The organism is Pseudomonas fluorescens (assembly GCF_012974785.1).
GTDB lineage: Bacteria > Pseudomonadota > Gammaproteobacteria > Pseudomonadales > Pseudomonadaceae > Aquipseudomonas > Aquipseudomonas fluorescens_BT.
The window spans coordinates 5,417,257-5,440,469 of sequence record NZ_CP027561.1; the positions used below are offsets into that span (position 1 = coordinate 5,417,257).

Annotated in this window: 19 protein-coding genes; 9 read left to right on the forward strand and 10 right to left on the reverse strand. The window is 60.1% G+C overall.

All coding sequences use genetic code 11. The features are described from left to right. Nucleotides 1-125 precede the first annotated feature (125 nt). Nucleotides 126-1,790, reverse strand: coding sequence for an energy-dependent translational throttle protein EttA (gene ettA / locus C6Y56_RS24680; RefSeq protein WP_169431993.1), 1,665 nt, complete (start codon nucleotides 1,788-1,790; stop codon nucleotides 126-128). Nucleotides 1,791-2,066: 276 nt separating this feature from the next. Here ettA and C6Y56_RS24685 point away from each other — a divergent pair, with 276 nt between their 5' ends. The 5 genes from C6Y56_RS24685 to C6Y56_RS24705 all read left to right on the forward strand — a co-directional run bounded on the left by C6Y56_RS24685 (nucleotide 2,067) and on the right by C6Y56_RS24705 (nucleotide 10,488). Further along, the gene (locus C6Y56_RS24685) at nucleotides 2,067-5,915 is read left to right on the forward strand and encodes a bifunctional diguanylate cyclase/phosphodiesterase (RefSeq protein ID WP_169431994.1); all 3,849 of its coding nucleotides are present in this window, start codon (nucleotides 2,067-2,069) and stop codon (nucleotides 5,913-5,915) included. 240 nt (nucleotides 5,916-6,155) lie between these two features. Further along, on the forward strand, nucleotides 6,156-7,409 hold the full coding sequence (gene glyA, locus C6Y56_RS24690) for a serine hydroxymethyltransferase (RefSeq protein ID WP_007950978.1): 1,254 nt from the start codon (nucleotides 6,156-6,158) through the stop codon (nucleotides 7,407-7,409). Nucleotides 7,410-7,685: 276 nt separating this feature from the next. Beyond that, nucleotides 7,686-8,999 (forward strand): C4-dicarboxylate transporter DctA, encoded by a 1,314-nt coding sequence (locus C6Y56_RS24695; RefSeq protein WP_169431995.1) that lies wholly within the window; start codon nucleotides 7,686-7,688, stop codon nucleotides 8,997-8,999. A gap of 49 nt (nucleotides 9,000-9,048) precedes the next feature. Continuing rightward, entirely contained in the window at nucleotides 9,049-9,753 is a 705-nt protein-coding gene (locus C6Y56_RS24700) for a FadR/GntR family transcriptional regulator (protein ID WP_169431996.1), read from the forward strand. A 24-nt stretch (nucleotides 9,754-9,777) separates the two neighbouring features. Beyond that, complete coding sequence (locus C6Y56_RS24705; protein WP_169431997.1) at nucleotides 9,778-10,488, forward strand: GntR family transcriptional regulator; 711 nt, start codon at nucleotides 9,778-9,780, stop codon at nucleotides 10,486-10,488. A 113-nt stretch (nucleotides 10,489-10,601) separates the two neighbouring features. Here the strand turns inward: C6Y56_RS24705 and yjiA are convergent, their stop codons facing one another. The 3 genes from yjiA to C6Y56_RS24720 all read right to left on the reverse strand — a co-directional run bounded on the left by yjiA (nucleotide 10,602) and on the right by C6Y56_RS24720 (nucleotide 14,024). Next, the gene (yjiA, locus tag C6Y56_RS24710; protein WP_169431998.1) at nucleotides 10,602-11,582 is read right to left on the reverse strand and encodes a GTPase; all 981 of its coding nucleotides are present in this window, start codon (nucleotides 11,580-11,582) and stop codon (nucleotides 10,602-10,604) included. Between the two features lie 162 nt (nucleotides 11,583-11,744). After that, nucleotides 11,745-11,942, reverse strand: a complete 198-nt coding sequence (locus C6Y56_RS24715) for a YbdD/YjiX family protein (RefSeq protein WP_003228401.1) — start codon at nucleotides 11,940-11,942, stop codon at nucleotides 11,745-11,747. 15 nt (nucleotides 11,943-11,957) lie between these two features. After that, nucleotides 11,958-14,024, reverse strand: coding sequence for a carbon starvation CstA family protein (locus C6Y56_RS24720; RefSeq protein WP_169431999.1), 2,067 nt, complete (start codon nucleotides 14,022-14,024; stop codon nucleotides 11,958-11,960). A 159-nt stretch (nucleotides 14,025-14,183) separates the two neighbouring features. Between C6Y56_RS24720 and C6Y56_RS24725 the strand changes: the two genes are divergently transcribed. Next, nucleotides 14,184-14,552, forward strand: a complete 369-nt coding sequence (locus tag C6Y56_RS24725; RefSeq protein ID WP_169432000.1) for a PilZ domain-containing protein — start codon at nucleotides 14,184-14,186, stop codon at nucleotides 14,550-14,552. Here the strand turns inward: C6Y56_RS24725 and radA are convergent, their stop codons facing one another. The 3 genes from radA to C6Y56_RS24740 are packed head-to-tail and all read right to left on the reverse strand — an operon-like array spanning nucleotide 14,553 to nucleotide 18,104. After that, on the reverse strand, nucleotides 14,553-15,920 hold the full coding sequence (gene radA, locus C6Y56_RS24730; protein WP_039771749.1) for a DNA repair protein RadA: 1,368 nt from the start codon (nucleotides 15,918-15,920) through the stop codon (nucleotides 14,553-14,555). Between the two features lie 45 nt (nucleotides 15,921-15,965). Continuing rightward, nucleotides 15,966-16,511, reverse strand: coding sequence for an ankyrin repeat domain-containing protein (locus tag C6Y56_RS24735; protein WP_169432001.1), 546 nt, complete (start codon nucleotides 16,509-16,511; stop codon nucleotides 15,966-15,968). Nucleotides 16,512-16,562: 51 nt separating this feature from the next. After that, nucleotides 16,563-18,104 carry a catalase gene (locus C6Y56_RS24740; RefSeq protein ID WP_169432002.1) on the reverse strand — a complete coding sequence of 514 codons (1,542 nt, stop codon included), beginning with the start codon at nucleotides 18,102-18,104 and terminating at the stop codon, nucleotides 16,563-16,565. Between the two features lie 285 nt (nucleotides 18,105-18,389). On the opposite strand from C6Y56_RS24740, the gene mscL reads away from it, so the two are divergent. Then, nucleotides 18,390-18,803 carry a large-conductance mechanosensitive channel protein MscL gene (mscL, locus tag C6Y56_RS24745; protein WP_102354481.1) on the forward strand — a complete coding sequence of 138 codons (414 nt, stop codon included), beginning with the start codon at nucleotides 18,390-18,392 and terminating at the stop codon, nucleotides 18,801-18,803. Between the two features lie 32 nt (nucleotides 18,804-18,835). Here mscL and C6Y56_RS24750 read toward each other — a convergent pair whose 3' ends face one another. Then, a complete protein-coding gene (locus C6Y56_RS24750; RefSeq protein ID WP_169432003.1) occupies nucleotides 18,836-19,612 on the reverse strand; it encodes a ferredoxin--NADP reductase in 777 nt (258 codons plus the stop codon). Nucleotides 19,613-19,906: 294 nt separating this feature from the next. On the opposite strand from C6Y56_RS24750, the gene C6Y56_RS24755 reads away from it, so the two are divergent. After that, complete coding sequence (locus tag C6Y56_RS24755) at nucleotides 19,907-20,620, forward strand: autoinducer binding domain-containing protein (RefSeq protein WP_169432004.1); 714 nt, start codon at nucleotides 19,907-19,909, stop codon at nucleotides 20,618-20,620. 165 nt (nucleotides 20,621-20,785) lie between these two features. Continuing rightward, on the forward strand, nucleotides 20,786-21,910 hold the full coding sequence (locus C6Y56_RS24760) for a methyltransferase (RefSeq protein ID WP_169432005.1): 1,125 nt from the start codon (nucleotides 20,786-20,788) through the stop codon (nucleotides 21,908-21,910). A 69-nt stretch (nucleotides 21,911-21,979) separates the two neighbouring features. On the opposite strand, the gene C6Y56_RS24765 is transcribed toward C6Y56_RS24760, so the two are convergent. Then, nucleotides 21,980-22,147 carry a DUF2474 domain-containing protein gene (locus tag C6Y56_RS24765; RefSeq protein WP_007950992.1) on the reverse strand — a complete coding sequence of 56 codons (168 nt, stop codon included), beginning with the start codon at nucleotides 22,145-22,147 and terminating at the stop codon, nucleotides 21,980-21,982. A 57-nt stretch (nucleotides 22,148-22,204) separates the two neighbouring features. After that, nucleotides 22,205-23,212 carry a cytochrome d ubiquinol oxidase subunit II gene (gene cydB, locus C6Y56_RS24770; RefSeq protein WP_169432006.1) on the reverse strand — a complete coding sequence of 336 codons (1,008 nt, stop codon included), beginning with the start codon at nucleotides 23,210-23,212 and terminating at the stop codon, nucleotides 22,205-22,207. Between the last annotated feature and the right edge of the window lies 1 nt (nucleotide 23,213).

Genomic DNA, 23,213 nt, shown 5'->3' on the forward strand with positions numbered 1-23,213 from the left:
CCTTGGACGGGTGAGCACCGCAGAAATTGTGGGAGCTGGCTTGCCAGCGATGAGGCCGGCGCAGTATTGCAGGCAAAAAAAAGCGGAGCCCGAAGGCTCCGCTCTTTCATGCAACCAACCTGTAATCAGGCCAGTTTCTTGTGGCGTACCCGGTGTGGCTGGGCCGCCGCTTCGCCGAGACGCTTTTTGCGATCGGCTTCGTACTCGGTGTAGTTGCCTTCGAAGAACACCGCTTGCGAGTCGTCTTCGTACGCCAGGATGTGGGTCGCGACGCGGTCAAGGAACCACCGATCGTGAGAGATCACAATGGCGGCGCCCGGGAAGTCCAGCAGGGCTTCTTCCAGGGAACGCAGGGTTTCAACGTCGAGGTCGTTGGACGGTTCGTCGAGCAGCAGGACGTTGCCGCCCTCCTTCAGGGTCAGCGCCAGGTGCAGACGACCGCGCTCACCACCGGACAGGTCCTTGACGAACTTCTGCTGATCGCCGCCCTTGAAGTTGAAGCGACCGACGTAGGTACGCGACGGGATCTCGTAGTTGCCGATGCGGATCTGGTCGGAACCGTCGGAGATCTGCTGGAACACGGTCTTGCTGCCGTCCAGGTCTTCGCGGCTCTGGTCGACGCAGGCCAGTTGCACGGTGTCGCCGATCTCGATGCTGCCGGAGTCCGGAGTTTCCTTGCCCATCAGCATGCGGAACAGGGTCGACTTACCGGCACCGTTACCGCCGATCACGCCGACGATGGCGCCCTTCGGCATGGAGAACGACAGGTTGTCGATCAGGACGCGATCGCCGTAGCCCTTGGTGACGTTCTTGAACTCGATGACCTTGTCGCCCAGGCGCGGACCGGCCGGGATGTAGATCTCGTTGGTTTCCGAACGCTTCTGGAATTCCTGAGACTGCATTTCTTCGAAGCGTTGCAGACGAGCCTTGGATTTCGACTGACGGGCCTTGGCGCCTTTGCGCACCCACTCCAGTTCTTCCTTCATGGCTTTTTCGTGAGCCGATTGCTGCTTGGATTCCTGGGCCAGACGATCGGACTTGGCTTCCAGCCAGCCCGAGTAGTTGCCCTCGTAAGGAATGCCCGCGCCGCGGTCGAGTTCCAGAATCCAGCCGGCGACGTTGTCCAGGAAGTAACGGTCGTGCGTGATCGCGACCACAGTGCCCGGGAAGTCGTGCAGGAAGTGTTCGAGCCACGCAACGGAGTCGGCGTCCAGGTGGTTGGTCGGTTCGTCGAGCAGCAGCATGTCCGGGGCGGACAGCAGCAGACGGCACAGGGCCACACGACGTTTTTCACCACCGGACAGGTGTTCGACCCTGGCGTCCCAGGCCGGCAGGCGCAGCGCATCGGCGGCGACTTCCAGTTGACGCTCCAGGTTGTGACCGTCGCTGGCCTGCAGGATCGCTTCGAGCTTGGCCTGTTCGGCGGCCAGCTTGTCGAAGTCGGCGTCCGGGTCGGCGTAGGCGGCGTAGACCTCGTCCAGACGCGCTTGCGCATCCTTGATCACGCTGACCGCTTCCTCGACCACTTCACGCACGGTCTTGGTCGGATCCAGTTGCGGCTCTTGCGGCAGGTAACCGATGTTCAGTTCCGGCATCGGGCGTGCTTCGCCTTCGAACTCGGTGTCGACGCCGGCCATGATTTTCAGCAGCGTGGACTTACCCGAACCGTTGAGGCCGAGGACGCCGATCTTGGCGCCCGGGAAGAAGGACAGCGAAATGTTTTTCAGGATTTCCCGCTTCGGCGGAACAACTTTGCCCAGCCGATGCATGGTGAAGACGTATTGAGCCATGGAGAACCTTGGGTCAGTGACTGATGAATGATTGGGACACAGGCAATGCCCGGCCAGACCGTGCGCGTCGTTCACTGGAAGATATCAATGCGTGCGCGCGGAAAGTCTAGGAGCTGGAACGCTCCCGCGTAACCGGCAAAGCTACCTTAATGACAGAAGGCAGTCCAGCCGAGCGGGGCTGGCACTTCGCCACAACTCAAGGCATGCTAGCCGCCCTTTGGGCGTCCGGCTTATAGTGCACGTCGCGCCAGTCCAGCCAGACCGCAGGATTACAGCTTGTCCAACGTCACTCCGCCAGCCTCTGTGAGCAGCACCCAACCGGCGCCCGGCTCGTCCCTGCGCGGAACATTGAAAGGCGCGCTGGCGACTTTGGTGCTGTTGCTGCTGGCGCTGCTGTTCTGGCAACTGCTCGACCAACTGGGTGAAACCCAGAAAAACCAGCGCCAGTACACCATCGACTACACGGCCGATCTCGCTTCGCAAGTCAGCCTGAACATGTCGCTGAATGCGCAGATCGCCCTCAATCTGCTACCGATCGTCGAACAGCCGCAGTCCGCCGACGAACAACAGGCATTGCTGCGCAAGCTGCAGAAATCGCTGCCTGACCTGCAGAGCATGGCCTTGCTCAGCCCGTCGGGAAAAATCCTCAGCGACAGCGCCACAGACAGCAAGGACGCCGACTACCTCAGCGATCTGGTCCGCCGCAGTCACGCCCAGGCGCACTACTTCAGCAACGCCGACGACGGTTCCGTGGTGCATCTGTTGCTGCATCAGGCCAGCGGCAACACTCGCGGTTACTGGGCACTGCGGCTGACACCCACCTTTTTCAGCGCACTGACCAAACAGGGCGAAACCGGCATCCGTCCTCTCTGGCTGGTGGAAAATCGCATCAACCATCAGATCATCAGTCGCGACGAAGCAATGCCCATCGGCAGCACCAGCGTCCTGACCCCGGACGATCTGGCCAACAGTGTGCTGACCGTGCCGCTGAGCAGCAGCGACTGGCAACTGCGCGGCCTGTTCGACCGCCAGCATGTGCTCGAACAACTGCTGCCGGCGTTCATCGGCAAATGCCTGTTGGGTCTGGCGCTGTCGCTGCTGCCGTTCATCGCGTTGCTCAACATGCGCCGTCGTCAGCGTCAGGTGCATGAAGGGCGTCGGCGTTATCAGGATATTTTCGAAGGCACCGGCGTGGCGTTGTGCGTGCTGGATCTTTCGGGGCTCAAGCAGGTTTTCGAGAAAGCCCAGATCCAGACCAGCGACCAGCTCAAGGCCTGGCTCGACCAGCCGGCGCGGCGCCAGCAATTGCTTAACGAACTGCGGATCACCGAGGTCAACCAGGTCGCGCTGCAACTGCTCAACGTCAATTCCTGTGACCACGCCTGGCAACTGTTGATCGACGGTCAGCCGCACAGTCAGTGCGCCATCGGCAATCAGGTACTCGACGCCGTGCTCCAGCAGCAAAAGCAGCTGGAACTGGAAATCAAACTGCCGGACATCAATGGCCGCGACCAGCATCTGTGGCTGGTGCTGCGCCTGCCTCAGGAACAGCACGATTACCAGGCCGTGATCCTGAGCATCAACGACATCACCAGCCGCAAGCTGATCGAATTGTCGCTGCTGGAACGCGAAGGCTTCTGGTCGGACGTGGTGCGCACCGTGCCGGATCACCTGTACGTGCAGGATGTGATCAGCCAGCGGATGATCTTCAGCAACCACCACCTCGGCCAGACCCTCGGTTACAACCGCACCGAACTGCATCAGATGGGCGAATACTTCTGGGAAATCCTCCTGCACCCGGAAGACGCCGACTACTATCACCGCTCGCGGCAGATGCAGCGCCACGCCGGCTACAGCCAGTTGCTGCAATGCCAGTTGCGTTTCCGCCACCGCGACGGCAAGTGGCGGCGCTTCGATATCCGCGAACAGGCGCTGGCCCGGGACAAGCACGATCAGGTGACGCGAATCATCGGCGTGGCCAAGGACATCACCGAGCAGATCGAGGCCAGCGAATCGTTGCGCGACAGCGAACAGCGCTACCGGATGCTCGCCGAAAGCATCAGCGACGTGATCTTCTCTACCGACAGCAAACTCTCGCTCAACTACGTCAGCCCGTCGGTGCAAGCGGTGCTGGGCTACGACGCCGAATGGATTTTCCAGAACGGCTGGCAGTCGACCATCGCCAACCCGCAGCAGCTCAACGGCATCTACCACCTGATGGACCGGGTCAGCAAAGCCCTGGACAAGCCCGAGCAACTGGCAACCCTGCGCAGCCAGGTGCAGACCCAGATGTTCCTGTTCGACTGCCTGCGCGCCGACGGCCGCAAGATCCCGATCGAACTGCGTCTGGTGCTGGTGTGGGACGAACACGGCGCCTTCGAAGGCGTGCTCGGGGTCGGTCGCGACATCAGCCAGCAACGCCGTGCCGAAAAAGATCTGCGCATGGCGGCTACGGTATTCGAGCATTCGACCTCGGCGATCCTGATCACCGACCCGGCCGGTTACATCGTCCAGGCCAACGAGGCGTTCAGCCGGGTCAGTGGCTACGCGGTGAGCGAAGTGCTCGACCAGTTGCCGAACATGCTGACCGTCGACGAACAGCAGGACGCGCACCTGCGCTACGTGCTCAAGCAGTTGCATCAGCACAGCACCTGGGAAGGCGAAGTCTGGCTCAAGCGCCGCAATGGCGAGCACTACCCGGCGTGGGTCGGCATCACTGCGGTGCTCGATGACGAGGGCGATCTGGCCAGTTATGTGTGTTTCTTCAGCGACATCAGCGAGCGCAAGGCCAGCGAGCAACGGATTCACCGCCTCGCCTACTACGACGCCCTGACCCACTTGCCGAACCGCACGCTGTTCCAGGATCGCCTGCACACCGCACTGCAATCGGCCGACCGGCAGAAGTCGTGGGTGGTGCTGATGTTCCTCGACCTCGACCGTTTCAAACCGATCAACGACTCCCTCGGTCACGCCGCCGGCGACCGCATGCTCAAGGACATGGCCACGCGGTTGCTGGCCTGCGTCGACGATGACGACACCGTGGCGCGGATGGGCGGCGACGAATTCACCCTGCTGCTGCAACACCGCTCCAGCCGCGAGATGGCGCTGAACCGTGCGATACATGTCGCCGAGCAGATTCTTGGCAGTCTGGTGCGACCGTTCGTGCTGGAGGGCCGCGAGTTCTTCGTCACCGCCAGTATCGGCATCGCCCTGAGCCCGCAGGACGGCAACGAACTCAGCCAGTTGATGAAGAACGCCGACACCGCGATGTACCACGCCAAGGAGCGCGGCAAGAACAACTTCCAGTTCTATCAGGCCGACATGAACGCCAGTGCGCTGGAGCGTCTGGAACTGGAAAGCGACTTGCGTCACGCGCTGGAGCAGAACGAATTCGTGCTGTATTACCAACCGCAGTTCAGCGGCGACGGCAAACGCCTGACCGGTGCCGAAGCCCTGCTGCGCTGGCGTCATCCGCGTCGCGGGCTGGTGCCGCCGGGGGATTTCATCCCGGTGCTCGAAGAACTCGGGCTGGTGGTGGACGTCGGCGACTGGGTCATCAGCGAGGCCTGCCGTCAGCTCAAGACCTGGCACCAGAGCCGCGTGCGCGTGCCGAAGGTCTCGGTGAACATTTCCGCCCGGCAGTTCTCCGACGGCCAGCTCGGCACGCGGATCGCCACCATCCTCAAGGAAACCGGCCTGCCGCCGGCGTGCCTGGAGCTGGAGCTGACCGAAAGTATCCTGATGCGCGAAGTCAGCGAAGCGATGCAGATCCTGGCCGGCCTGAAGAACCTGGGCCTGAGCATCGCAGTCGACGACTTCGGCACCGGTTACTCATCGCTGAACTACCTCAAGCAATTCCCGATCGATGTGCTGAAGATCGACCGCACCTTCGTCGACGGCCTGCCGTCCGGCGAGCAGGACGCGCAGATCGCCCGGGCGATCATCGCCATGGCCCACAGCCTGAATCTGGCGGTAATCGCCGAGGGTGTGGAAACCCATGAACAGCTGGACTTCCTGCGCGAGCACGGTTGCGACGAAGTTCAGGGTTATCTGTTCGGGCGGCCGATGCCGGCCACTCGCTTCGAGGCGCAATTCAGCAATGATGCGCTGTTCATGTTCGACTGAAGATCTGCGGCGCGGCCTTCGCGAGCGAGCTCGCTTCCACAGGGATTGATGTCGATCACGTAATCGCAGGCTGGCCTCGGTTATTGTGCGAACCGGCTGGTCAACGAAAAGGCCGGCACGGACGCCACATATCTGGTCATGAACGCCACTTGTCTGCGACATGATGTCGTTTCATATGCCATCCAAAACCCGATGGGTTAGAATGCCCCCCTTTTCTGCCCCCGATCCTTGAGGACCGCCATGTTCAGCCGTGATTTGACTATTGCCAAGTACGACGCCGATCTTTTTGCCGCCATGGAGCAAGAAGCCCAGCGCCAGGAAGAACACATCGAGCTGATCGCTTCGGAGAACTACACCAGCCCAGCGGTGATGGAAGCTCAAGGCTCGGTTTTGACCAACAAGTACGCCGAAGGCTACCCGGGCAAGCGCTACTACGGTGGTTGCGAGTACGTCGACGTTGTCGAGCAACTGGCCATCGACCGCGCCAAGGAGCTGTTCGGCGCCGACTACGCCAACGTTCAACCGCACGCCGGCTCCCAAGCCAACGCCGCTGTTTACCTGGCCCTGCTGTCGGCCGGTGACACCATCCTGGGCATGAGCCTGGCCCACGGTGGTCACCTGACCCACGGCGCCAGCGTTTCCTCCTCCGGCAAGCTGTACAACGCCATCCAGTACGGCATCGACGCCAACGGCCTGATCGACTACGACGAAGTCGAGCGTCTGGCTGTTGAACACAAGCCGAAAATGATCGTGGCCGGTTTCTCTGCCTACTCGCAAATCCTCGACTTCCCGCGCTTCCGCGCCATCGCCGACAAGGTGGGCGCCTACCTGTTCGTCGACATGGCTCACGTGGCCGGTCTGGTCGCCGCTGGCGTCTACCCGAACCCGGTTCCGTTCGCTGACGTCGTGACCACCACCACCCACAAGACCCTGCGCGGTCCACGTGGCGGCCTGATCCTGGCCAAGGCCAACGCCGACATCGAGAAGAAGCTGAACTCCGCCGTATTCCCGGGCGCCCAGGGTGGCCCGCTGGAGCACGTGATCGCCGCCAAAGCGATCTGCTTCAAGGAAGCACTGCAACCTGAGTTCAAGGCTTACCAGCAACAAGTGGTGAAGAACGCCCAGGCCATGGCCGGCGTGTTCATCGAGCGCGGTTTCGACGTGGTTTCCGGCGGTACTGAAAACCACCTGTTCCTGCTGTCGCTGATCAAGCAGGAAATCTCCGGTAAAGACGCCGACGCCGCTCTGGGCAAAGCGTTCATCACCGTGAACAAGAACTCCGTGCCAAACGACCCACGCTCCCCGTTCGTTACCTCCGGCCTGCGCTTCGGTACTCCGGCTGTGACCACTCGCGGCTTCAAAGAGGCTGAGTGCAAGGAACTGGCCGGCTGGATCTGCGACATCCTGGCTGACCTGAACAACGAAGCGGTAATCGACGCCGTACGTGAGAAAGTCAAAGCCATCTGCAAGAAACTGCCGGTATACGGCGCTTAATTGCGACGTTAAAAACGCAGCATGAAAAACCGGCCAGTGATGGCCGGTTTTTTTTCGTCCGCAAAAAAGTTTCCAACTGGAAATAGCTCAAGGTCGGGGCATTGCGCCCAACTGGTCAGACCGGTCATGCCAATTCGTCACTTTTCACTTGCGATCCGTAAAAAACAGGGCCTAGACTGCACCCGCACTGGACATACCGGTAAGACCACAATAATTAAGTCCTGAATCTGATGCGCCCCGCGCACGGCAGCCAGGACACCGACCAGGATTCCTCCCATGCTCAGATGGTGCTCGCGTTCAATCTTCCTCCAAGTGGTTCTCGGACTGATGCTCGGCATCGTCTGCGGGCTGACCCTTCCTGAATACTCGGCCCAGCTCAAACCGCTCGGCGACGGTTTCATCAAACTGATCAAGATGCTCATCGGTCTGATCGTGTTCTGCGTGGTGGTCAGCGGCATCAGCGGCGCCGGCGACCTGAAAAAGGTCGGGCGCATCGGTCTCAAGTCGGTGATCTACTTCGAAGTACTGACCACCATCGCCCTGGTGATCGGTCTGGTGTTCGCCTTCACCACCGGGATCGGCAGCGGCGCCAATATCCATCTGGAGCAACTGTCCGCCGCCGACATGGGCGACATCGCCGAACGCGGCCAGCACCTGCACACCACGACCCAGTTCCTGATGGACCTGATCCCGACGTCGGTGCTCGGCGCCTTTGCCGACAACAACATCCTGCAAGTGCTGCTGTTCTCGGTGCTGTTCGGCAGCGCGTTGAATCTGGTGGGTGAAGCGGCTTCCGGGATCTCGCGGCTGATCAACGAGCTGAGCCATGTGATCTTCCGGATCATGGGCATGATCGTGCGTCTGGCGCCGATCGGCGTGTTCGGCGCCATCGCCTTCACCACCAGCAAATATGGCCTCGATTCGCTGCAACACCTGGGCAGTCTGGTCGGCCTGTTTTATCTGACGTGCATCGCGTTCGTCAGCGTGATTCTCGGTCTGGTAATGCGTGCCTCCGGCCTGCGCATGTGGCCGCTGCTCAAGTACCTGCGCGAAGAACTGCTGATCGTCATGGGCACCGCCTCCTCCGACGCCGTGCTGCCGCAAATCATGCGCAAGCTTGAACATCTGGGCATCGGCAGCTCGACCGTCGGGCTGGTGATTCCCACCGGTTACTCGTTCAACCTCGACGGTTTTTCGATCTACCTGACCCTGGCCATCGTGTTCATCGCCAACGCCACCGGTACGCCGCTGGCCATGACCGATCTGCTGACGATTTTGCTGGTATCGCTGATCACCTCCAAAGGCGCCCACGGCATTCCGGGGTCGGCACTGGTGATTCTGGCGGCCACGCTGACGGCCATCCCGGCGATCCCGGTGGTCGGTCTGGTACTGGTGCTGGCGGTGGACTGGTTCATGGGCATCGGCCGGGCGCTGACCAACCTGATCGGCAACTGCGTCGCCACCGTGGCCATCGCCCGCTGGGAAAAGGACATCGACGTGCAGCGGGCGAACAAGGTGCTCAACGGCGAGCAGGGCTATAACTTTCAGCCGAGAAAAAACGTCGCTCAAGCGGCGGCCAAAGAATTCTGAATGAGCGCCGTGCCTGCGCCAATGCAGGCACGGCTCATGGAGCGAACACGTGATTACTACATCAACCGTCGTCAACTCAGTGGTGGAAAAACTCAGGGCCGCACTGGCCCGTGGTCAGTGGCGCTGCGGCGAGATGCTGCCGGGTCAGCGCGAACTGGCCGAACAACTGGGCATCAGCCGCCCGAGCCTGCGCGAAGCGGTGATCGTGCTGGAAACCCTCGGCTTGGTGCGCTCGATGCCGGGCAAAGGCGTGGTGGTCCTCGACACCCAGGCCAGTGACAGCCAAAGCCACGACAGCGCAGTGGCCGGCGCCAGCCTCGAGGACGTGCTGCAACTGCGCTACACCCTCGAGCCATTCATTGTCGGTCTGGTGGCGCAGTCGATCAGCAGCAAGGAAGTCGGGCAACTGCGCCTGACCTTGATGGACATGCGCGAAGCCCTCGAAGCGGGCGACAGCGAGGCCGGGGTCAGCGCCTACATCGCCTTCCACGAGGAATTATTCACCCTGACCTCGAACCCGATTTTCCAGAGCGTGGTGCAACAGACCAGCAATGCCCTCAAGCAAAGCGCCGAAGTGCTGCGCAATTCGCCGGAGCACCTGGCCGAACGCCTTGAGGAAAACGAAGCCGTGGTACGCGCGATCCGCAGCAAGAACAGCGCCCAGGCCAGCGCCGAAATGCGCCGGCATATCCTGCGCGAGGGCCAGCGCATGGGGATCGAGCTGAATATTCCGGATGACAACCTGAGCCACTGAAACGCCTCACACTGGAGACCGGCCATGAACAGTCTTGCCACGCCGTCGCACCCTCGCCCGACCTCGGCGGCCCTGCCCTTCTCCCGCCTGCAAACGCCGGTGGACGACCTCTATCCGCGACTGTTCGACGCGATCCTCGAACAACGCCTCGATGCCGCCAGCCGTTTTACCGAAGAGAGCCTGAAGCAGATGTTCGGTGTCAGCCGCGCCGATGTGCGTCGGGTGCTGACCCAACTTTCCCACGAGCAGATCATCGTGCTACGGGCCAACCATCGGCCACGGGTTGCTGCGCCGGACGCCGAACAGACGCGCCAGGCCCTTCACGCCCGACGCCTGGCCGAGACCACGCTGGTGCGACTGGCTTGTCAGCATGCGCAGGCTGATGATCTGAAACGTCTACGCGCCTTGATCGAACGCGAGCGCCAGGCCGTGGATAAAGATCGACGGGGGGCGGCGATTCGCCTGTCTGGAGAGTTTCATTTGCAGTTGGCGAAGATGGCGCGGAATGCACCGTTGGCGCATTTTCTCGGCACGCTGGTGCCGTTGACCTCACTGGCAATTGCGCGATGCGATAAGCAGACGCACAGATGTTGCGCATGGGATGAGCACCTTGAAATTGTCGAGGCGGTGGAGCGCGGAGATATTTCAAAAGCCGGCATGCTGATGAATCGGCATCTGGATCACCTTGAGCAGACGTTGCTGGGTTCAGAATCTGGATATTGTGTTGCTGGTTAGAACGCCTTCGCGAGCAAGCCCGCTCCCACAATGAACTGCATTCCTCCTGACAGAATGCGTTCTACTGTGGGAGCGGGCTTGCTCGCGAAGAGGCCTTTCGAGCCTTCACAAATTCAGTTTTGCTGTGCAGCCACCCTGGCAAACCCCGCCCGGATTTTCTCTTCCGGCAAATCGTCAGCGATAAACACAATCACGCTTTCCCGCGCCTCACCCTCGGCCCACTCGGTGTCCCAGTCGAAGCCGTAGAGTTTCAGCACGCCCTGGAACACCAGCCGCCGATCTTCGCCCGCAATGTTCAGCACGCCTTTGTAGCGCAGCAATTGCTTGCCGTGCTCTTCCAGCAATTCATTCATGAACTCGCTGAGTTGATCGATATCCAGCGGTTGATCGGTGCGCAGCACCAGGCTGGAAATCCGGTCGATGGACGGCGCCTTGCTCACCGGGCGCAAACTCACGCCGCCACCGAGATCAGCGTTGAGGTTGAAACCGCGTACATCGAGCAATTCCGCCAGATCGATATTGCCGTGTTCGACCACACGGATCGGCGCACGTCGATTGATGCGCGTCAGGCGTTCGCTAAGCGCGGTGAACGCGGCTTCGTCCACCAGATCGGTCTTGCTCACCAGCAAGCGGTCGGCAAAACCGATCTGCGCCTGGGCGATGGTCTGGGTCAGGTGCAGCTCGGCGTGAGCCGCGTCGACAAGGGTGATGATGCCGTCGAGCAGATAACGCTCGCGCAGTTCTTCGTCGATGAAAAACGTCTGTGCCACTGGCGCCGGGTCGGCCAGACCGGTGCACTCGATGACCAGTCGATCGAAGGCGATTTCACCGCTGTCCAGCCGTTCGAGCAGCAGGTACAGGGCTTTGGTCAGGTCGGTGTGGATGGTGCAGCAGACGCAGCCGTTGGCCAGGGTCATGACTTGCACCGGCTCGTCGCCCAGCAATTGGGTATCGATGCCGGCGTCGCTGAATTCGTTTTCGATCACGGCGATTTTCAGGCCGTGCTCGGCTTTCAACAGATGGCGCAGCAAAGTGGTCTTGCCGGCGCCGAGGAAACCGCTGAGCACCGTTACGGGTATTGGAGAAGACAACATCGATCCCCTTCACAAAATTGATGAACAACACAAAACAAATGTGGGAGCGGGCTTGCTCGCGAAGGGGGTCGTGTCAGTCGACATCATTGCTCAATGACACACCGCTTTCGCGAGCAAGCCCGCTCCCACAGTTGGGGACTGCATCAACCGAAGGCTGTCAGATCAACAGCACTTCGGCCCACCCTTGCCACCGTAACGAGCTTCCTGACGTTCGCGAAAGAACATCTCGTAGCTCATCACCGGTTTGTCCGGGTGTTTGGTTTGCATATGCTCGACGTACGTGTCGTAGTCGGGCATGCCGACCATCAGGCGCGCGGCCTGACCGAGGTATTTACCGAGGCGACTCAGGTCATTGAACATGGTGCAATCCTCTGGTTACGCGTCCGGCAGGGCCTGGAATGGCGATTCTTTGTCCGTACGCTCTTTTTTGCCCCAGGCGGCGATGCCGACCTTGAGCGCATAGAACAGGATGCTGAATACCACGAACAGGAACAGCGCGGTCAATGTAGCGTTGGTGTAGGCGTTGAAGATCACGTGCTGCATCTGCTCGACGCTCTTGGCCGGTGCGAGCACCTGGCCTGCGGCCAGCGCATCGCTGTACTTCTTGGCCAGCGACAGGAAGCCGATCGCCGGGTTCGCGTCGAACAGCTTGATGAAGCCTGCGGTCGTGGTGCAGATCAGCAGCCAGGCGGCCGGCAGCAGGGTGACCCAGATGTAGCGCTGGCGCTTCATTTTGATCAGGACCACGGTGCCGAGCATCAGTGCGATACCGGCCAGCATCTGGTTGGAGATACCGAACAGCGGCCACAAGGTGTTGATGCCACCCAGCGGGTCGATCACGCCCTGATACAGCAACCAGCCCCACATGGCCACACAACCGGCGGTGGCGATCAGGTTGGCGGTCCAGGACTCGGTACGCTTCAGCGCCGGTACGAAGGAGCCGAGCAGGTCCTGCAGCATGAAGCGACCGGCACGGGTACCGGCATCGACGGCCGTCAGGATGAACAGCGCTTCGAACAGGATCGCGAAGTGGTACCAGAACGCCATGGTGTTTTCACCCGGCAGGACACTGTGCAGGATCTGCGCGATACCGACCGCCAGGGTCGGCGCACCACCGGCACGGGCCAGAATGGTGGTTTCACCGATGTCATGTGCCACGGCTTGCAGGGCTTCCGGGGTAATTGCAAAGCCCCAGTTGCTGACAGCGGTCGCCACCGCCACCACATCGCCGCCCACCACGGCGGCCGGGCTGTTCATGGCGAAGTACACGCCTGGCTCGATCACCGAGGCCGCAACCATGGCCATGATGGCCACGAACGATTCCATCAGCATGCCGCCGTAACCGATGTAGCGGGCGTTGGTTTCGTTATCCAGCAGCTTCGGCGTGGTGCCGGACGAGATCAGCGCGTGGAAACCCGATACCGCACCGCACGCGATGGTGATGAACAGGAACGGGAACAGGCCGCCCTTCCACACCGGGCCGGTGCCGTCGACGAACTGGGTCAGCGCCGGCATTTTCAGCTCGGGCATGGTGACCAGGATGCCGATCGCCAGGGCGATGATGGTGCCGATCTTGAGAAACGTGGACAGATAGTCACGCGGGGCGAGGATCAGCCAGACCGGCAGTACCGCCGCGACAAAACCGTAACCGATCAGCATCCAGGTGATTTGCACACCGGTAAAGCTGAAGGCCTTGGCCCATACAGGGTCAGCGGCAATCTGCCCGCCCAGCCAGATCGAACCGAGCAGCAAAACAACGCCGATCACCGAGATCTCGCCGATGCGGCCCGGACGGATGTAGCGCATGTAGATGCCCATGAACATCGCGATCGGGATGGTCGCCATCACGGTGAAGATGCCCCACGGGCTCTCGGCCAGAGCTTTGACGACGATCAGCGCCAGCACCGCGAGGATGATGATCATGATCAGGAAGCAGCCGAACAGCGCGATGGTGCCGGGGATACGGCCCATCTCTTCACGCACCATGTCACCCAGGGAACGGCCGTTGCGACGGGTCGACATGAACAGGACCATGAAGTCCTGCACCGCGCCCGCCAGCACCACGCCGGCGATCAGCCACAGCGTACCGGGCAGGTAGCCCATCTGCGCCGCCAGTACCGGGCCGACCAGAGGCCCCGCGCCGGCGATGGCCGCGAAGTGGTGACCGAAGAGAATGTGTTTGTTGGTTGGAACGTAGTCCAGACCGTCATTGTTGAGCACGGCGGGGGTGGCCCGACGCGGATCGAGTTGCATCACATTATTAGCGATGAACAGACTGTAGTAACGGTACGCAACCAGATAAATGGCCACGGCGGCGACCACGATCCACAAGGCGTTGATCGCCTCGCCTCGGCGCAATGCCACTACGCCCAGGGCGCACGCTCCTACGATTGCCAGCAGCAGCCAGGGTAAGTGGCGTAGCAGGCTATTATTATTTTTCATTTTATTATTCCAGCCAGGGTGGACAAGAAAGACAGCCACCCCGAGTTTAGCGCTGTTGGCGCCAAAGGCCATACCCCGACATTGGTCGGACGCCCTGCCTGACTGGCAACACTCGACGTGGCGGGTCTATAGTCAGCGAACCGTCCAGAGGATTGCGCCATGAGCGAGCACCCGTCCGAGCGCCGCCGCTTCAAACGTATCGCGTTCCATGCCAGAACCGAATTGAGCCAGGGCGAGTACATCTGGCCGGTGAATCTGATCGACCTGTCGCTCAAGGGGCTGTTGATCGAGCGACCCGAGCCCTGGCTGGGCAATCCCGAGAAGGATTTTTTCGTCGACATTCATCTGAGCGAGGATGTGCACATCGAGATGGATGTGCAACTGGCTCATGAAGATCACGGCCAGCTCGGTTTCGTGTGTCGGCATATCAGCCTGGAGTCGATTCAGCGCCTGCGTCGCCTCATCGAACTCAATCTGGCCGACGAAACCGAACTGGAACGCGAGCTCGCGGCGCTGATTGACGTCTGATCACTCGAACAACGAGTCCAGCGCCTGCTCCAGACGCGTCACCGCAATGATCTGCAAGCCTGGAGGCGCTTCCTTCGGCGCATTGCCCTTGGGCACGATCGCGCGCTTGAAGCCGTGCTTGGCGGCTTCCTTCAATCGCTCCTGACCGCTTGGCACCGGGCGCACTTCGCCGGACAGGCCGACCTCACCAAATACCAACAAGTCATGAGGCAACGGACGGTTGCGCAGGCTCGACATGACGGCGGCCATCAGCGCCAGATCGGACGCGGTTTCCAGCACCTTCACCCCGCCGACCACGTTGAGGAACACGTCCTGATCGTGGGTCGGAATGCCGCCATGACGGTGCAGCACCGCCAGCAACATCGCCAGACGATTCTGATCCAGCCCCAGGGTCACCCGGCGCGGGTTGGCAAGGTGGCTGTCATCCACCAGCGCCTGGACTTCCACCAGCATCGGCCGGGTGCCTTCCCACGTTGCCATCACCACACTGCCCGGGACCTCTTCCTGAGCGCGGGTAAGAAAAATCGCCGAAGGGTTGGAGACTTCTTTCAGGCCCTTGTCGGTCATGCCGAACACGCCGAGTTCGTTGACCGCGCCGAAACGGTTTTTTACCGCCCGCAGCAGGCGCAACCGGCCATCGGACTCGCCTTCGAAATACAGCACGGTATCGACCATATGTTCCAGAACACGTGGCCCGGCCAATGCGCCTTCCTTGGTCACGTGACCGACCAGGAAAATCGCCGTGCCGCTTTGCTTGGCGTAACGCACCAGCAATGCCGCACTTTCACGCACCTGGGACACGCCGCCCGGTGCCGATTGCAGTTGTTCGGTGAAGATTGTCTGGATCGAGTCGATCACCATCACCTTGGGTTTTTCCTGGCGGGCAGTGGCGATGATGGTTTCGATACAGGTTTCGGTCATGACCCGCAGTTGATCCTGCGGCAAGCCAAGGCGACGTGCGCGCATCGCGACTTGTTGCTGGGACTCTTCACCGGTGACGTACAGCGCCGGCATGGTCTTGGCGAGGTTGCACAGGGTCTGCAAAAGGATCGTCGACTTGCCGATACCGGGATCACCGCCGATCAACACCACCGAACCGTCCACCAGACCACCGCCGAGCACCCGGTCGAGCTCGCCGGAGGCTGTGGAAAAACGCGGGATCTCTTCGATGCTGACTTCGGCCAGGGTCTTGATTTGCGCCTGTTGCCCCGCCCAGCCAGTGCGCCCGCTCGGGGCGGCGGCACCGCCGCTCTCGACCATGGTTTCGGTCAGGGTGTTCCAGGCGCCGCATTCGCCGCACTGCCCGGCCCACTTGGGAAAGGTTGCGCCGCACTCGGTGCAGCCGTACATGCGCTTGGCCTTGGCCATCTGAACCCCCGACAAAAACCGCGATGATAACGCAGCTGTCGCCGATCAGCGCGGCTCGGCGGTACGGATTTCCCCGCTGGCCAGACGCGCGGCGCTGTTGCCCAACGGATCCTCTGCGTTCAGATCGGCGCCTCTTGCCTTGAGGGCTTCGAGCATTTCCGCGCGCTTGAACAGCCCGGCGTACATGGCCGCCGTCTGGCCGGCATCATTACGCTGATCCGGGTTGCATCGGGTAGCCATCAGACGCCGGGCAATCTGTACCTCTCCCTTGAAGATCGCCCCCATCAGGGCTGTGTTGCCACGCTGATCCCGGGCACAGGCATCGGCTCCGGCAGCCAGCAGCTTGTCCACAACCTCGCCCTCGCCGTGATACGCCGCCAGCATCAGTGCGGTGTAACCCTTGGGATCGCGCGTATCCAGCGAATAACCTGCCTCGATAAACGTATCGAGCATGGCGACATTCCCCTCCCTTGCAGCGTTGAAATAGTAGTCCTGCAGTTGCGCCTTGAGCGCCGCTGAATCCTGTTCGGCCGGAGCTGCAAGGGCCGCGAACGACAGACAGCCCAGCAACAGCGAAAGATAAATGCGCATGAGTCGCCTCCTTGTAAGGTGCGAGGCCCGTCACGGGCCTCGCGGTGCCTCTCAGTCGACCAGTTTTTCCGCCAAAGCCTTGACCCGGCCAAGGTCCCCCTTGGCCACCTTGGTCACACCGGCGCCATACTCCGGATCGGCCTTGTAGAGGAAGGACAGGATGATGTGCTTGCTTTCATCATCGGTGCTCGCCAGCGAACCGCCAAAGCTCTCGATCAGATCCTGACGTTCCTTCTTGCTGAAGGATCGATACAGATCACCGGCTTGCTTGAAGTTCTGCTCGCGCTGGATCTTCGTCTGCTGAGTGCTGCCTTGCAGGGACGACTGGCTATACCGTGCGCCTTGTGGCTCCTCACGCGGATGCAAGCGGCTCGGCTGGTAGTTAACGCCCGTGCTGCTGGCACCGAAGTTCATCGCCCCATCCTGATTACCATTGTTCACCGCTACTTTTGGAGCGTTGACGGGTAATTGCAGGGCATTGGCACCCAGGCGATACATTTGAGTATCGGCGTAAGAGAACACTCGACCTTGTAACAAGCGATCTTCCGAAGGTTCGATACCGGGAACAACATTGGCAGGTGCCATGGCAACTTGCTCAGTTTCCTGGAAGACATTCGAAGGGTTACGGTTCAACACCATTTGTCCAACTTTTCGCTCAGGAACATTGGGCCAGATCTTGGTTGCATCCAATGGATCGAAATCAAACTTGGACAAATCTTGCGAACTCAGAACTTGGACGTACAAGTCCCACTTCGGAAAATTGCCTTTATTGATATTCGCTACCAGGTCATTGGTCATATGACTGTAATCCTGACCCTGAACTTTTACGACTTGTTGCGGATCGAGATTCCTGATCCCCTGCAAACTTTTCCAGTGAAACTTCACGTAATGCACTTCGCCCTTGTCGTTGACCAACTTGTAGGCATGTACACCGTTACCGTCCATCTCCCGATAACTGGCTGGCGTCCCTGAGTTGGAATACAGCTCGGTCAAAGTGCGGGTGGCCTCAGGGACATGGGAGAAGAAGTCGAAGCGACGGGAGTCATCATCAAGGTTGGTGCGCGGGTCCGGCTTGAACGCATGCACCATGTCCGGGAACTTGATCGCATCACGGATGAAGAACGTCGGAAAGTTGTTGCCCACCAGATCCCAGTTTCCGTCGGCGGTGTAGAACTTGGTCGCGAAGCCCCGCGGGTCGCGCAGGGTTTCGGGGGAGTGGTTGCCGTGCACTACAGCAGAAAAACGCACGAACACCGGCGTTACCTGCCCGGCGGCGAACACTTTGGCCTTGCTCAGATCGCTGAGATCGTTGGTTACAGTGAACGTGCCGTGAGCACCGGTGCCACGAGCATGCACGACACGCTCGGGAATGCGCTCGCGGTCGAAGCGCTGCAGCTTCTGGATCAGTTGCACGTCCTGCAACAGCACCGGGCCGTTGGCACCGGCGGTTTGCGAGTTCTGGTTGTCGCCCACCGCTGCACCGTTATCCCGGGTCAGGGGCGCGGCGTTCACGGAAAAGGTCAGCAGGCTGGCGGCGAGTACGCCAAACGTACGGCGATGGGGAACAGCCCCGAGGCCAAGAGTGGAATTCATTTTCAGGCTCCTCTGTTTTTTGAGGCGCATCCAGGTGCGCCAGACAGAGGCTAGAAGCTCGATCAGCCAAACATAAATAGAAAGATCGTAACGCGATGATTGATTAATTTTTCTTCCAGATCAGCGGCTTGCAGCGTATTTCGCGCGCGATTAGTGGCACTTTGCAAACTAATGGCGAATCGATGTGTCGATAAATGCGGGCATTGTAAGAAGGTGTTTCGCGCACGACGCGTTTTGCTGATTTACACTGCTGACACCAAACTCATCTGTAACAAGGAAATAACTATGGGCGTGCTTAGCGAGTTCAAGGCCTTCGCGGTCAAAGGCAATGTGGTCGACATGGCCGTCGGTATCATCATCGGCGCGGCCTTCGGCAAAATCGTTTCATCGTTTGTCGGTGACGTGATCATGCCGCCAATCGGCCTGCTGATCGGTGGGGTGGACTTCAGTGACCTGGCAATAACCCTGAAAGCCGCCGAGGGCAGCGCCCCTGCGGTCGTGATGGCCTACGGCAAGTTCATTCAGAGCATTCTGGACTTCGTCATCGTCGCGTTCGCGATTTTCATGGGCGTAAAAGCCATCAACCGCCTGAAGCGCGAAGAGGCCGTGGCACCTACCCTGCCACCGGTTCCGACCAAGGAAGAAGAGTTGCTGGGCGAGATACGCGACTTGCTCAAGGCCCAGAACAACCGGCCTTGAAGACTGAAACGGCACCCGAGGGTGCCGTTTCTTTACCAGTAGTTTTCCACCGCCACCTGCCCTGGCCGACGGGTCAGGCTGAGGCTCATGCCTCGCTGCTTGAGCAAGGCCCGAGTGTCATCGATCATCTGCGGATTGCCACACAGCATGACCCGAGAATTGAGCGGATCAAGGTTGACCCCGGCCGCGCGCTCCAGCTCACCGTTTTCAATCAGGGTGGTGATACGCCCGTTCAGGGCACCGGCATGCGACTCACGCGTCACGACCGGGATGAACTGAAACTTGTGCGCGTATTCGGCCAGGTAATCGCGCCGCGTGAGTTCGCCGATCAGCTGTTGATAAGCCAGTTCCCTGGCTTCCCGCACGCTGTACACCAGGATGATTCGCTCGAATCTTTCCCAGACCTCGAAGTCCTGCAAAATCGACAGAAATGGTGCCACACCGGTGCCCGTGGATAACAGCCAGAGGTCGCGGCCATCGACGAAACGATCCAGCGTCAGATAGCCGAAGGCCTGGCGATCCACCAGCAATGTATCGCCCGCCTTGAGCCGGCTCAGCTCACTGGTGAACTCCCCGCCGGGTACCACGATGGAAAAGAATTCAAGGAACTCATCGAACGGCGAAGACACCATGGAGTAGGCCCGCCAAACCGTGCTGCCGTCATCCTTGGTCACGCCGAGCCTGGCAAACTGTCCGGCACGAAAGCGAAAGCCCGCGTCTCGGGTCGTACGCAATGTAAACAGGCTGGACGTCAGTGGTCGTACATCGATCAAGGTCTGGCGGCTGATTTTTTCTGCACTGGCGGTCATCGGTACCTCCCTGGGCCAAGGTCACAGTGTCCCGCAATAAAGCCTAATAAAAAACCGGACAATTTGTAGTGGTTAATGACGCCAATAACTACTGGCACAATGACATAGTTCAATTCTTGAAATTATGATCTGCATTTAATGATGCATAGGCGGCTAATCACAAACGACTAATTATCTCCAATCTAAGAGCGAAAAATTCCAAACACTTTTGTAGGAAGCGTCCTACACTCGTTTTCGTGCACGAGTATTGGATCCAAAATCGCACCCCAGCGAAAAATATCGGAGAATCTTCAAATGGAAATTTGGAAGGAGTCGCAGATAAAGCAGCTGACATTTGCCACGAGAATTGATACTGCTTACCCGATTCTGCTGACATTTGCCAAAAACATAGGCTTCCAGTTCTGCGGCATTTCAATCACTTCACCTGATCGAAATACACTGCAAAAGCCCTTGCGCTTCAATAACTACCCTCCAGCCTGGAATAAACAATATGAGGAGGAAAGCCACTGGGAGTTTGATCCGGTAGTCACACACTGCACTCGCTCAATGCTCCCCATTTCCTGGAGCAAAGAGTTATTTTCAAAAACACCACAGTTGTGGAAGTCGTTAAAGGACCAGGGACTGGAGCACGGCTGGTCGCAATCCTTTCATCACGAAGAAAGCGGTCTGTGCAGTATCCTCAGCCTGGCCCGGCCTCACTGCCCGATCACTTCGATCGAGTTGTACGAGCATTTTGGCTACATGCTCTACGTCACCCGCCATCTGAGCGAACTCTTCGCCAGTACGCTTCCTTCACGGCCCGAGAAGGCTAGACCGCCTCGCCTGTCTGCACGAGAGGTCGAAGTGCTGAAACTCTGCGCCTGTGGCAAGACAGCTTATGAAACCGCGAGAATCCTCAGCCTGAGTGAGCGCACCGTGAACTATCACGTGCAGAACGTGATCGTGAAAATGAACGTCTGCAACAAGATCTCTGCAGTCATTGCCGCCGCCAAGGCGGGGATCATCTAGTCGGGATCACCAAAAACAACCAAGTAATGCCGTCGAAAAAAAAGTACCATTTACGACCTTCCTGAGTGATGACGCCAAACTTCGCGCCGCTGTTCACCTGGACGGTTCCGCCGCACGACACTCAGGGCCGCGGTACACCCGTTGATTACCCAGAGTCCCCGCCCCATGCCTTTGCTCGATACGCCCTTCGCCCAGCTTGATCTGATCCGCCAGCCCGAACAGCAGAACGAACCGCTGCAAGCCTTCGACGCAGCCGACGAATACCTGCTCAATCATCTGGCCGAACAGAATCTGCCGGCGGATACCCGAGTATTGGTGCTCAACGACAGTTTCGGAGCGCTGGCCATCAGCCTCTCAGGCAAAGTGCAGGTCAGCACCAGCGGAGATTCGTTCCTGGCGTTTCAGGGCCTGGAAAAAAACCTGTTGCGCAATGGCCTGGCGTTCGATGCACTGCGCGGCACGCCAGCCAGCGAGCCGCTGGTCGGGCCATTTGACCGGGTGCTGATCCGTGTCCCGAAAACCCTGGCGCTGCTGGAGGAGCAACTGATTCGCTTGCAGGGCCAACTGGCCCCCGGCGCGCAAGTGGTGGCAGCGGCGATGGTCAAGCATTTGCCCCGTGCCGCCGGTGATTTGCTGGAACGCTACATCGGCCCGGTTCAGGCTTCGCTGGCAGTGAAGAAGGCACGATTGCTGATCGCCACGCCCGAGACCAAGGCCCCCGCCGTCTCGCCCTACCCGACCCGCTATCGCCTCGACGAGCCGGCCATCGAACTGCTCAACCACGCCAACGTGTTCTGCCGTGAAGGGCTGGACATCGGCACCCGCGCCTTCCTTCCGCACCTGCCGAAAAACCTCGGCTCAGCGCGAGTCGCGGATCTTGGCTGCGGCAATGGCGTACTGGCCATTGCCAGCGCCCTGCAAAACCCCGATGCGCATTACACGCTGGTGGACGAGTCGTTCATGGCCGTGCAATCCGCTGCCGAAAACTGGCGCGCGGCGTTGGGCGAGCGGGATGTAATCGTGCGCGCCGGTGACGGCCTGGCCGGACAGGAAGCGCAGTCGCTGGACGTAGTGTTGTGCAACCCGCCGTTCCACCAGCAACAGGTGGTCGGCGACTTCCTCGCCTGGCGCATGTTCCAGCAGGCCCGCGAAGCGCTGGTGGTCGGTGGTGCGCTGTACATTGTCGGCAACCGTCACCTGGGTTATCACAGCAAGCTGGCGCGGCTGTTCCGGGGTGTCGAGCAGGTCGCGGCCACACCGAAATTCGTGATCCTCAAGGCGCGCAAATAATCCGGGCAAAAAAAACCCTCCGGTCGGAGGGTCAAAAGTCCGTGCCGCAAGGCAGCGGGATGGGAAGTCTCAGTGCGTGGTCAGGCCTGCGGCGTTCATGAACATGCGCATCAGGCTGGCGACGATGAACAGTGCTCCGACGCTGCCGACCCAGATCATCGCCAACCAGCCGAGCCGCTGCCACAGCGGCTTTTTTTCGGCTTCTTCAATGTCGTGCAGGGAATGTTTGCCGGTCATGCTTTCATCCTCCGGTTGAGGGAAATGGCGCCGCTACCGGCGCCATCGTGATCACCACTAGTGATAACCGTCTTCATGGGTGACCTTGCCGCGGAACACGTAGTAGCTCCAGAAGGTGTAACCCAGGATGAACGGGATGATGAACAGCGTGCCCACCAGCATGAAGCCCTGGCTTTGCGGCGGTGCGGCGGCGTCCCAGATCGAGATCGACGGCGGCACGATGTTCGGCCACAGGCTGATGCCCAGACCGCTGTAGCCGAGGAAGATCAGCACCAGGGTCAGCAGGAACGGCATGTAGTTGGCATTGCGCGCCACCGCGCGAATCAGACCGTACATCGTCACCAGCACCAGAATCGGCACCGGCATGAACCAGAACAGATTCGGCATGCTGAACCAGCGCGTCGCAATTTCCGGATGGGCCAGCGGCGTCCACAGACTGACGACACCGATCACCGCCAATAGCACGAAGGCCAGAGGACGCGCCAGGTCATGCATCTGTTCCTGCAACTTGCCTTCGGTCTTCATGATCAACCAGGTGCAGCCGAGCAAGGCATACGCCACCACCAGCGCGGCGCCGCAGAACAGCGTGAACGGCGTCAGCCAGTCCAGTGAACCGCCGGCGTATTGCCGGTTGACCACCGGCAAACCATCGATGAACGCGCCGAGCGCCACACCCTGGAAGAACGTCGCCGCCACCGAACCACCGATGAACGCCTTGTCCCACAGGTGGCGCTTGTCGTCCTTGGCCTTGAAGCGGAACTCGAACGCCACACCGCGGAAGATCAGCCCGATCAACATGAAAATCAGCGGCAAATACAGCGCCGACAACACCACCGAATAGGCCAGCGGGAACGCGCCGAACAACGCAGCGCCCCCCAGTACCAGCCAGGTTTCATTGCCGTCCCACACCGGGGCGACGGTGTTCATCATCACATCGCGGTCGGTCTTGCCGGGGATGAACGGGAAGAGAATCCCGATCCCCAGGTCGAAACCGTCCATGACCACGTACATCATGATCCCGAAGATGATGATCACGGCCCAGATCAGCGGAAGATCAATACCCATG